At 68.1% G+C, this 10,796-nt stretch carries 9 protein-coding genes and 1 pseudogene; 2 read left to right on the top strand and 8 right to left on the bottom strand.

Going from position 1 to position 10,796, the window contains the following annotated elements:
- Positions 1 to 5: 5 nt before the first annotated feature.
- Together ACAG24_RS05275 and ACAG24_RS05270 are read right to left on the bottom strand one after the other, a co-directional pair.
- Complete coding sequence (locus tag ACAG24_RS05275; protein WP_370471595.1) at positions 6 to 1,124, bottom strand: MBL fold metallo-hydrolase; 1,119 nt, start codon at positions 1,122 to 1,124, stop codon at positions 6 to 8.
- Positions 1,124 to 1,858 (bottom strand): enoyl-CoA hydratase, encoded by a 735-nt coding sequence (locus ACAG24_RS05270; protein WP_370471594.1) that lies wholly within the window; start codon positions 1,856 to 1,858, stop codon positions 1,124 to 1,126. The genes ACAG24_RS05275 and ACAG24_RS05270 overlap by 1 nt, the downstream gene beginning before the upstream one ends.
- A 26-nt stretch (positions 1,859 to 1,884) precedes the next feature.
- On the opposite strand from ACAG24_RS05270, the gene ACAG24_RS05265 reads away from it, so the two are divergent.
- Complete coding sequence (locus tag ACAG24_RS05265) at positions 1,885 to 3,357, top strand: carboxyl transferase domain-containing protein (RefSeq protein WP_370471593.1); 1,473 nt, start codon at positions 1,885 to 1,887, stop codon at positions 3,355 to 3,357.
- 60 nt (positions 3,358 to 3,417) lie between these two features.
- On the opposite strand, the gene ACAG24_RS05260 is transcribed toward ACAG24_RS05265, so the two are convergent.
- On the bottom strand, positions 3,418 to 3,864 hold the full coding sequence (locus ACAG24_RS05260) for a hypothetical protein (RefSeq protein ID WP_370471592.1): 447 nt from the start codon (positions 3,862 to 3,864) through the stop codon (positions 3,418 to 3,420).
- Positions 3,865 to 3,897: 33 nt separating this feature from the next.
- Between ACAG24_RS05260 and ACAG24_RS05255 the strand changes: the two genes are divergently transcribed.
- Positions 3,898 to 5,001 (top strand): epoxide hydrolase family protein, encoded by a 1,104-nt coding sequence (locus tag ACAG24_RS05255; RefSeq protein WP_370471591.1) that lies wholly within the window; start codon positions 3,898 to 3,900, stop codon positions 4,999 to 5,001.
- Positions 5,002 to 5,008: 7 nt separating this feature from the next.
- On the opposite strand, the gene ACAG24_RS05250 is transcribed toward ACAG24_RS05255, so the two are convergent.
- From ACAG24_RS05250 to ACAG24_RS05230, 5 genes and pseudogenes are all read right to left on the bottom strand, one after another.
- Positions 5,009 to 5,137 carry a hypothetical protein gene (locus ACAG24_RS05250; RefSeq protein ID WP_370471590.1) on the bottom strand — a complete coding sequence of 43 codons (129 nt, stop codon included), beginning with the start codon at positions 5,135 to 5,137 and terminating at the stop codon, positions 5,009 to 5,011.
- Between the two features lie 23 nt (positions 5,138 to 5,160).
- Positions 5,161 to 5,823 (bottom strand): annotated as a pseudogene (locus tag ACAG24_RS05245) (DUF5995 family protein); the annotation flags it as partial.
- A 17-nt stretch (positions 5,824 to 5,840) separates the two neighbouring features.
- Entirely contained in the window at positions 5,841 to 6,200 is a 360-nt protein-coding gene (locus ACAG24_RS05240; protein ID WP_370471589.1) for a hypothetical protein, read from the bottom strand.
- Complete coding sequence (locus ACAG24_RS05235) at positions 6,197 to 8,992, bottom strand: helix-turn-helix transcriptional regulator (protein ID WP_370471588.1); 2,796 nt, start codon at positions 8,990 to 8,992, stop codon at positions 6,197 to 6,199. Before ACAG24_RS05235 ends, ACAG24_RS05240 begins: the two co-directional genes overlap by 4 nt.
- Positions 8,993 to 9,064: 72 nt before the next feature.
- The gene (locus tag ACAG24_RS05230) at positions 9,065 to 10,795 is read right to left on the bottom strand and encodes a hydroxysqualene dehydroxylase (protein ID WP_370471587.1); all 1,731 of its coding nucleotides are present in this window, start codon (positions 10,793 to 10,795) and stop codon (positions 9,065 to 9,067) included.
- Between the last annotated feature and the right edge of the window lies 1 nt (position 10,796).

Here is a 10,796-nt window from a genome sequence, read left to right as displayed (position 1 = left end):
GCGTGCTACAGCCGCCACCACGGCTCGTATGTCGAGTCGGGCACGACCCGCTCCCCGGGGATCGGCACCACGGTGCGCACCCGGTCGAGTTCGGCAGCCTTGAGCAGCCGCTCGACCGGCTCGGCCCACGGGTGCGGCGCCAGCCGGAATGTCGCCCAGTGGATGGGCACCATGAGGCTGTTGTCCACGTCGGCCAGATCGAGGTGGGCGCGCACCGCCTCCTCGGGGTTCATGTGGATGTCGGCGAAGGCCGGGTGATAGGCGCCGATCGGGAGCAGCGTCAGGTCGAACGGGCCGTATTCGGCGCCGATGTCGGTGAAGCTCTTCGTGTATCCGGTGTCGCCGCCGAAGAATGCCTTGTGCTGCGGCCCGCTGATCACCCAGGACGACCACAGCGTGGAGTCGCGGGAGAACAGGCGGCCCGAGAAGTGCCGGGCAGGCGTGCAGACCAGGGTGAGATCGCCGATCCGGTGCGACTCGTGCCAGTCCAGCTCGACGATCCGGTTCTTCGGTATGCCCCACTTGCGCAGATGCACGCCGATGCCCAGCGGCACCACGAACGGCGCCCGCTGCGTGCGGGCCAGCGCGATGATGGTGTCGATGTCGAGGTGGTCGTAGTGGTCGTGACTGATCACCACGGCGTCGACGGCCGGCAACGCCTCGAGGAGCAGGGGTACGTCGTGCAGCCGCTGCGGGCCGACCGTGCGTGACGGGGAGCACCGCTCGCTCCACACCGGGTCGGCGAGGACGCGGTAGCCGTCGACCTCGATCAGGACACTTGAGTGGCCGTACCAGTTGGCCGCCGCATCCGCGGGCGTCGGGTCGACCTTCGGGGGTTCCTTCAGCGGGATCGGGCCCGGCGGCTTGCCGACCGAGGGGGCGTTGGCCAGATCGCGAAGCAGCTTGCGCTGCAGTTCGCGGTCCATCGGCAGGCCCGACGACGAGGCCTCCAGGTTGAGGAACTTGCCTTCCTTGTAGTGCGGCGAACGACGAGCGACCGGCGCGATCTCGGCCGGGGTCGCGCCGAGGGAGGCCGGAGTGCCCTGCAGCGCCCGCAGCACCCACCCACCGGCGAGCAATGACGCCGTCCCGAATCCGAACCGCAGGGCGGTGCGCACCACCATCAGGCCCCCTGGAACCTCGGAGCGCGCTTCTCGATGCGCGCCACCTGAGCCTCGATGATGTCCTGGCTGGCCCAGGCCCGGTCGAACAGCTCCTGGTGCGCGGGCCACGGGTCCTCGTAGGCGCCGTCGTCGTTGAGCACGCGCTTGGCGTGCTGAAGCGCCAGCGGCGCAAAACCGGCGATCTCCTGCGCCCACGCCTGCGCGTCGGCCAGGGTGCCGATCCGGTTGGCCATACCGGTCTGGAACGCCGTCGCGGCGTCGAGACGTTCGGCTGCCATCAGCATTCCCCGCGCCCGGCCCGCTCCGACCAGCGACGTCAGCCTGCGGATACTCCAATTGTCAAGCGCGATGCCATATTTGGCGACAGGGAACTGAAAGTACGCCTCGGGTGCCACGACGCGGAGGTCGCAGATCATCGACAGGATCACCCCGGCCCCGATCGCCGGTCCGTTGACCGCGCCGATCACCGGGACCGGCGCCCTGTCGATGGCCAGGTTCAGCGCTCTGGCCTTGTCCGGCAGCTCGTCGGCGACGCCCTGACCGCCCGACAGATCCGCTCCCGAACTGAAGACATGTCCGGCTCCGGTGAGGACGATGGCGCGGACGTCTTCGGCGGCCGCCTTCTCGATCGCATCACGCAGGCCGTCCACCAACTCGGCGTTCAGCGCGTTGCGCCGTTCGGGGCGCTGCAGCTCCAGGGTCAGCACGTGGCCGTCGCGGGTCACTCCAATCATGGGACCACACTATTAGCCTTTTCCCTGTGAGCCGGATCGGAGCCCTTGCCCTGCGCGACGCCGTGCTCGACGAAGGGTCCTTCATCAGCTGGGACGAACCACCGCTGAACGTCCCGATGTCCGAGGAGTACCGCAGCGAGTTGGACGCCGCCGCGGCCGCCACCGGCTTCGACGAATCCGTCCTGACCGGCGAGGGAAAGGTGTTCGGCCGCCGCGTCGCGCTGTTGGCCTGCGAGTTCGACTTCCTCGCCGGGTCGATCGGCGTCGCCGCCGCCGAACGCATCGTCGCCGCCGTGCGCAGGGCCACCGCGGAGGGCCTGCCGCTGCTCGCATCCCCGAGTTCCGGGGGCACCCGCATGCAGGAGGGCACCGTCGCATTCCTGCAGATGGTCAAGATTGCGGCCGCTGTCGAACTTCACAAGAAGGCCCACCTCCCCTACCTGGTCTATCTGCGGCATCCGACCACCGGCGGGGTGTTCGCGTCGTGGGGCTCGCTGGGGCACGTCACTGTCGCCGAACCTGGGGCGCTGATCGGATTCCTTGGCCCGCGGGTCTACGAGCATCTGTACGGAGAACCGTTCCCGGCTGGCATCCAGACCGCCGAGAACCTGCAACGCCACGGCGTGGTCGACGCAGTGATCCCCCTCGAAATGCTGCGTGCCACCCTCGACCGGGCGCTCAAGGTCGTCGCCGATCCCCCCGGCGAGCCGCCGACGATGCCGGAGAACGAGCCGCTGCCCGACATCCCCGCGTGGGACTCGGTCGAGATCTCGCGACGCCCCGACCGTCCCGGGGTGAGTTCTCTGCTTCGGCACGGTTCGACCGAGCGGGTGCTGCTGTCGGGCACCGGGCTGGGCGAGGAAGCGACGACATTGCTGGCGCTGGCGCGATTCGGCGGTCAGCCGGCAGTGGTGCTGGGGCAGCAACGGGTGGCCGGCGGCCTTACCGGTCCGGCGTCGCTGCGCGAGGCCCGCCGCGGCATGGCGTTGGCGGCCGGCCTGAAGCTTCCGCTGGTCCTCGTCATCGACACCGCGGGCCCTGCGCTGTCCGCCGAGGCCGAGGAGGGTGGGCTCGCCGGTGAGATTGCCCGTTGCCTGGCCGACCTGGTGACGCTGGACACCCCGACCGTCTCGGTGCTTCTCGGCCAGGGCAGCGGCGGCCCCGCGCTGGCGATGGTGCCCGCCGACCGGGTGCTCGCCGCCCTGCACGGGTGGTTGGCGCCGCTGCCTCCGGAGGGCGCCAGCGCCATCGTCTTCCGCGACGTGGACCACGCGCCGCAACTCGCTGCCGCACAGGGAATCCGATCGGTCGACCTGCTGCGCAACGGGATCGTCGACATCGTGGTCCCCGAGTATCCCGATGCGGCCGACGAGCCGAGGGCGTTCACCGCACGCCTGTCGGCGACCATCGCGGGCGAGTTGCACCGGCTGCGGTCGGCACCCGACAAGCAGCGGCTCGCCGCCCGGTTCGAACGCTACCGCCGTATCGGCCTGCCCTGACCGCGATTTCGGCGTGCTTTTCGCCGGTGAGCGGCGATTAGCACGCCGAAATCGCCACAGCTAGGCCAGCGCGAGGGCGGTGAGCATTGCGCACGAGGTCACCGCCAGCAGTGGGACACGCAGCATGTTGCGCCTCGTCCATTTCCGCGCCGCGGTCTCGTCGACGGCGGCGGGGTCCTTGCGCTCGAACTCCGCGCCCTTCGGGATCAGGTCGAACAACGCCCACAACCGCATGGCGGCGTGGCTGACCAGAGCGACCAACAGAGCGACGCCGACGCCGGCGTCACCCCAGGTGATCACGAGGGTGACCAGGAGCAGCACCTCGAAGATCACCGGGGCGGGCAGCCAGAAACGAACCCGTGAGACGCCGCCGTTCTGCGCCTGGATGATTCCGGGGCGTTTCGGCCAGAACGGATCGACGACGACGACTTCGTAGAGGGCCCCGCCGAGGGCGATGCACGCCGCGAGTGTCGTCGCCGCGATCAGGATGAGCGCCGGGGTCCCCACAGTCTGGAGACTATCGAAATGCCAGGATGTGTCATGGCCCAGATTCAGCCATTCGTCATCGATGTCCCCGACGACGTCCTCACCGACCTCACGGAACGCCTGAAGCGGACCCGGTGGCCTGAGGCAGAATGCGTCGACGACTGGAGCCAGGGCATCCCGCTGGCCTACACCCGTGAACTCGCCCGGTACTGGGCCGACGAGTACGACTGGCGTGCGCGGGAGTCAGCCCTGAACCGGTTCGACCAGTTCACCACGAACATCGACGGCCTCGACATCCACTTCGTGCACCAACGTTCCACCCGCGACGACGCGTTCCCGCTGATCGTCACCCACGGCTGGCCCGGATCCATCGTCGAGTTCCAGAAGGTCGTCGCACCCCTGTGCGACGCGGGATTCGACGTGGTCTGCCCGTCGCTGCCCGGCTACGGTTTCTCCGGCAAGCCGGCGGCCACCGGGTGGGGGATCGAGCGCATCGCCGCGGCGTGGGACACGCTGATGACACGCCTGGGTTACGAGCGCTACGGCGCGCAGGGCGGCGACTGGGGCGCGGCCGTCACCACGCAGATCGGGCGCAACATCGGGGGCTGCGTGGCGATCCACACCAACATGCCGATGGGCCGGCCGCCCAAAGATCTCAGCAATCCCGATGACGATGAGCTCGCGGCGCTCAAGCGCCTCGGCTACTACCGACAATGGGATTCGGGATATTCCAAACAGCAGGCGACCCGGCCGCAGACCCTCGGCTACGGCTTGGTCGATTCGCCTGTGGCACAACTGGCTTGGATCGTGGAGAAGTTCTGGTCGTGGATGGACTGCGACGGCCATCCCGAGAACATCCTCACCAAGGACGAACTGCTCGACAACGTGATGTTGTACTGGGTCACCGGCAGCGGTGCGTCGTCGGCGAGGCTGTACTGGGAGAGCTTCGGCAGCTTCGGCGGCGGCGAGCCCGTCACGCTGCCCACCGGGGTCGCGTCCTTCCCGATGGAGATCCTGCGTTCGCCCCGGCACTGGTGCGAGGCCAACTACCACATCACCCGTTGGACGACGATGCCGCGCGGCGGGCACTTCGCGGCATTCGAGCAACCCGAACTGTACGTGGCCGACGTCACCGAGTTCTTCTCCGACTTCCGCTGAGCGCCAATCAGATCCGGCCGTCGAGCACTTTGATGTTGCGTGCCACGTCCTGGCTCTCGGTTTCCCCGATCCAGCGCACCAGCCGATGCACGGAATCGCCGGGGTGCAGGTAGTACGACCCAGCACCCCGGCCCATGCGTCGTGAACGGCAATGTTGTCACGTCGCCTCTTGGGCTGCGCGGCAACCTGATTGGAGAACGCCCACGCCAGGTCACGGAAGATGCGCAGCACTTCGCCCAGGATCCTGTCCTCGCAGAACAGGAGCCTGCGGATCAGCCTGACCCGCGGCGACAGCCTGGAGAGGGTGACCAGGAAGATTCCGACCTCGCCCGCCAGCAGTTCGTTGATCCGGTTGAAGTCGTTGTGCAAGCCGGCGATGGGCTCGGCCCCCGCGGCCATCGCGGCGGCAATGCCCAGGTCCAGGTTCACGTGTGAGTTCACCGCAGTCAGCATGTGCTGCAGCATGATCGGATCGTCGGGCTCTGGATACTCGTGCCCGTCGAAGCACCACTGCCACGTGTGGGTGGGGGCTTCGTAGGCCTCGGGGTGGAAGTACGCATTCAACGCGTCGAAATAGCGCTGCGCGAAGATGATGTCGAAACGCGTCATCCGTTCGTCGTCTTCGAAATAGCCACCCTCCTCGATCTTGTCGCGGATTGCCACGGTGGCGCGCTTGTACACGGTCGGGAAGTATCCGAGGCCGTTCTCGGCCTTGATCGCCCAGTCGATGATCACATCGAAAGTGGCGATCACCTCGTCGATGGAATGCGCCTGCTTCAGTTTCGGCAACGGCGAGACCGGGAAGGCGGGTTGTTCAGGCATGCCCAGGTCCTTCCGCGTCACTCGGGGAATTCAGCAGACACACGTCGCAGCGCCTGCTCACCGCGGCGGAACAGCACCCCGGGGTCCGGCGTCCACCCGTCTGAGTCGTCCCGCGAGAACGTGTCGACGATCGCGCGGGTGCGCGCGTTGGCCAGATCGGCGGCGCCCACGACCATGGTCCGCAGCGCGCTGAGGGCATCGAGGATCGACGCGCTCGTACCACCTGAGGGCCCCGCGAGGTGCCGGCCGCTTTCGGCTATGGCCCTGGGCGACGGCAGCTTCGGGGCATCAGATCTGACTGCGGCACACAATCGGCGCAGCGCCGCGTCGGAATCGGCGACGAGGTCGTCGGCCCACTGCGAGTTCGTCTCACTCATGACTCATCCCCCCGGATATCGTCCATTTTCCGACCGAGTTCGGCCCGCGTCCTGATCCCGAGCTTGCGGTAGGCGCGGCCCAAATTGTGCTCGACGGTCTTCTGGCTGATGAACAGCGTAAGCGCGATGTCTCGATTGGTCATCCCCGCGGCGGCCAGCTCGGCGGTACGCCACTCCGACGGGGTGAGACCACGATCATCGTTGCGCCGCACATTGGTTCGGGAGAGCTCGGCCTGTGCGCGGCGAGCCCAGATTGCGGCGCCCATCGACTCGAAAGTCTCCAGCGCCTCCCGCAGGGCTTGAACCGCCGCGTCCTTGGAGCGGCGTCGGCGCAGCAACTGGCCCAGCAACAGCTGTGTGCGCGCCCGCTCGAAAGGCATGGGGACGCGGTCGTGCTGGGCCATGGCCTCGCGCGCGGTGGCCTCGGCCGCCTCGACGTCCCCGCGAGCGGCCAGCGACATGGCCCGGCAGCGACCCGCGGTCGCCAGCATCCACGGGCGGTCCACGCGGCGCCCGTTGCGCTCCAGGATGTCGACGATGTCATCGGCGCTGCGCAGATCGCCGAGGGCGACGAGAGCTTCGGCGGCATCGGGCAGGTACCACGAATGCATCAGCTCGGTGCCCGGCACGATGTGCAGCCGTGCCAGCAACGGCTGGACCGCGGCGAGGGCCTCGGCGTGATTGCCGAGGGACACCTCGACGAGGCTCAGCGTCATCCTGGGCCAGTCCGCCATGCGGGTGGCCCCGCACTGCAACGCTGCGTCGAGTGCCACCTGGGCATCGGCGCGCGCCTCCTCCTCCCGCCCCTGGTAGGCCGCGACCACGCTACGCACACTCAACGGGATGATCTCGACGTACCGCCCGCCGAGCTGCTGAGCCCGCTCCACCCCCTCATCGGCGAAAGCCTCTGCAGCGGAGAGGTTCCCGCGCCACATCTCGATCATTGCGCTGTAGCTCGCCACGGCCATCATGTCGCGGTCGGCACCTCGCTCCTGGCAGCTGCGCCGCACCGCGAGCATGCGCGCCGCCGCCTCGTCGAGACGTCCCGTCCAAGCCAGGATGAGCGCGTTCACCGCGCTGGCTTTGAACGGGATCGCCACATCGTCGTCGACGACTTCGAGCGCAAGCGCCCGGTCGAGCGCGACCTCGTCGACGCCGTGGCCGTGGATGAACAACGTGTGCACCCACATCGCCAGGGCCTGGCTTGTGACCGTGGGGATTCCGACCCCTTCAGCCAGGGTGACCGCGCGTTTCGAGTTGTCGAGCATGATCTCGAAAAGACCGTCTTCAGAGGATCCTTCCGCGAATGACCCCATCCCCTGCGCGAACGACAACGACATCAGGGCCTGCACCTGAACCGCAGGCACCTCGCCTGCGTCGTCGACGGCCTTGGTCAGCAGCTCCGTCGCTTCGGAGAACTGGTTGTCGTAGATGCACAGCGCCCCAAGAAGGTTGAAGGCGATCGCGCGCAGCATGCCCGGGCGCAGATCCGCGATGACCTGCTCGAGCAACGCGCGGGCGCGTTCGGTGTCACCGGCCTGGAAATGATCGCCCGCGGCTCGGAGCCGACGCCACGGCTTGTCGCCGCCGAGGCTGATGGCCAACTCGACGAGCTCTGCCGCCGCGGCGGGAGCGCCGCGGCTGCGGGCGGTTTCGGCGGCTCCGTCCAGCGCGGCCAGAGTGTCTTCGTCGGCGCTCGTGGCTGCCAGGGCGAGATGGCGCGCCTTCAGTTCGGGCTGCGATTCGATCGCCGCCAGTGAACGGTGCATGGCGCGCCGACTGGCCGGGGTCGCATCGCCGTAGATTCCGCGGGCCAGCAATGGGTGGGAGAACCGCACCCGGTTGCCCTCGATGCCCACGATGCCGTCGGCCTCCACATCTTCGAGCAACCCGACCACATGCTCGGCCGTCGTGTCGTTGAGGCGTGCCAGCAGGTCGACCGTGGGCGCCGCGACCGACGCGACTGCGAGCAGGACCCTGCGGACGTCACCATCGAGCCGGCCGAGGCGCACGCAGACCAAGTCGGCCAGAGTCGTCGGCAATCCGGTGTGCGATGCCGGCGTCTGTCCGTCCATGGCGCGGGCGAGTTCGAGTGAATAGAACGGGTTGCCGCCCGCAACCTCGGCGATGCGCACCATGACGGCGCGCGAGAACGACCGGCCCAGCTTGCGCATCAGCAGCGCGTGCAAGGCGCCCACGCTCAGCGGCCCCAGACGCAGGCGCGCGATCTCTTCCGGTCGGCTCAGTTTCAGCCACGACGTGGTCGTGCCCTGCAGCGCGTCGCAGCGCTCGGTGACGAGAATTCCGACCCGACCGGTCAGCCGGCGCGCGGCGAATTGCAACACGGCTCTGCTGGACGGATCCAGCCACTGCACGTCGTCGACCGCGACGAGCACCGGCGACTCCGAGGCAAGAGTTTCCAGAAGGGTGCCGATCGCCGCGGCGACCACCCGCTGGTCGGTGGCAGGGCCCTCGGAGCCCGCACGCAGCAGGACGCGGTTGACGGCCAGCCGCTGCAATTCGGGCAGTGCGTCGACGATCTCGACGTCGACGTCGGCCAGCAGGTCGGCAACGGCCGCGTACGCCAGCACCGACTCCGCCTGGGCCGGGCGCGACGACACCACGCGAACGCCGCGGCGGTGCGCTTCTTCGCTGATCTCGAACCACATCGTGGTTTTGCCGATTCCGGCCTCGCCCTCGATGACCAGCGCGGCGGGTCGGGTGCCCATCGTCGCGAGGAACCGCTCGACAGTTTCGTTGCCGACGGCGCGCGCGAGAACGTCGGTGGACACGTTCCGGATGATGGCACACGCGGATCGGCACGGTAGGCGAATCGTGAACCGATCCGACGGTGATTCCGCCGGTCAGCGCGCGCCGGCGTCGGTCAGGAACGCACGCCTGCCGCGCACGCGCGCCGCGGCCAGGCACGCGCGCGCCACCGGGCCGGTCGGCGTCAGCTCGCCGGACCTGTCGAGCCGGAACGGCGCCTTGGCGGGCCTGCGCATCTTCCAGCGCAGCCGGTCTATTTGCCGGAACGGCCACAGCAGCCACGGCTCCTGAAGTTTGCGGACCGTGCAGGCCGGTTGGCTGGATCCGCTGGCCTTCAATATGGCGTTGACCGCGGCCCTGGCTGCCTCGTTGGCGGCCTCCATGGTGGCCAGATCGGTGTGGGTCCGTACGTAATCCGCTGCCAGGAACAGGTTCGGAAGCGCCGTCGACGCGTCGGGACGGTTCTCCCAGGACGATGTCGTGTTGATCAGAAGCGGTTCGGCGTTCGTGGCGGCACCGGGGTTCGGGAACTCGATCGCCGGATCGAGAAACCATGCCAGAACGTTGGATTCGTCGAGCGTGCCGTCATCGATGTGGTCGACCAGTTGAGCCCACACCTCCTGACGGATCTCATCTTCGGTACAGGCGGTCGCGACCTTGCCGGTGACAGGACCGGGGACATCCCATGCCGAAACATCGACGGAGAGGATGCCTTCGACCCTGCCGTCACCCCGCTGCTGCAGGTCGATGTCCGGCCAGAACTGCCTCTGGGAGATCGCGGTCAGCGCCCACTCGGAGTCGATGAAGATGGCGTGGCCGTGTTCCAGTGGCACATCGGTGTCCAGATAGAACATGATCCCGGTCATCCAGTCGCACTTGAGGTGTCGCAGCAGTCCCAGCCGCGGATCGGCCGCGCGCATCGCGGGCGAGACGAGGAGACGGAACTTCTCGACCGGCAGCGCCGCGATGTAGAAGTCGGCTCGGACCGATTCGTCGCCCTGCGCCGTGGTGATCGTGGCACCGGTGATGCGCCGTCCGTCGCAACCGATGCCGGAAACCGTGCAGCCCCGACGCAACGTCACACCGCGGTCCGAGAGATGCTCGATCCACGGATCGATCCACACCTCGCTGGTGGGTCCGTCGAGCACATTGTCGAGGCGGCCGTCGATCCGGAGCATGTCGTAGATCAGCTGGCACAGGACCGCCCCTCCGGTGCGCGCCGACATCTCCTCCGCCTTGGCGGCAACCAGAGTGCGCGTCATACCTCTTGCGAGGAACTTCTGGTAGGCCGACGATTTCGAGTCCGCTTCGACGAACTCCCACCAGCTCCTGCGCTCGAATTCGTGCAGCCGCCGCTCGTCACACGACGTCATCATGACGAGCATGCGCTCGGTGAAATCGGCGAATTCGGAGATCGGGATGCCGGTCTGCAGGACCATCGCGCGCAGGGCACGCAGCCCGCCGACGAGTTCGCGCCAGGACTTCGGAATACCTGCCGGCGCGACGATTTCGTTGGCCCCGCCGGCTTGCGCCATCAGTATCTCGGTGCACTGGGTGAGGCGGTCGTATACGGTGCCGTCCCCGTAGGGAATTCTGCGCATCGTGTCGGTGACGTGACGGTAGAACCCCGGGAAGAAGCGGAAGCCGTGCTCGGCGGGCAGGTCCTTTCTCCCCCCGGTCCCCGACCCGGGTACCGGCATGGACCGGGCTTTGCCACCGAATTCGTCGCGTGCTTCGTAGACCGTGACCTCGAAGCCGCGTTCCGCCAATTCGTGTGCGGCACTGAGCCCGCCGATGCCCCCACCCAGGATCGCGACCGACGTCACG

Origin of the sequence: Mycobacterium bulgaricum, assembly GCF_041287165.2 — a bacterium.
Lineage (GTDB): Bacteria > Actinomycetota > Actinomycetes > Mycobacteriales > Mycobacteriaceae > Mycobacterium > Mycobacterium bulgaricum.
The sequence above is the reverse complement of the archived record's forward strand: the minus strand, read 5'-3'. Positions and strand labels throughout refer to the sequence as shown.

Excerpts from the sequence above, each read along its gene's own strand:
- ACAG24_RS05255 (WP_370471591.1), top strand. The coding sequence starts at position 3,898 with ATGGCCCAGATTCAGCCATTCGTCATCGATGTCCCCGACGACGTCCTC.
- ACAG24_RS05270 (WP_370471594.1), bottom strand. The coding sequence starts at position 1,858 with ATGATTGGAGTGACCCGCGACGGCCACGTGCTGACCCTGGAGCTGCAG.
- ACAG24_RS05250 (WP_370471590.1), bottom strand. The coding sequence starts at position 5,137 with ATGGGCCGGGGTGCTGGGTCGTACTACCTGCACCCCGGCGATTCCGTG.
- ACAG24_RS05240 (WP_370471589.1), bottom strand. The coding sequence starts at position 6,200 with ATGAGTGAGACGAACTCGCAGTGGGCCGACGACCTCGTCGCCGATTCC.
- ACAG24_RS05275 (WP_370471595.1), bottom strand. The coding sequence starts at position 1,124 with ATGGTGGTGCGCACCGCCCTGCGGTTCGGATTCGGGACGGCGTCATTG.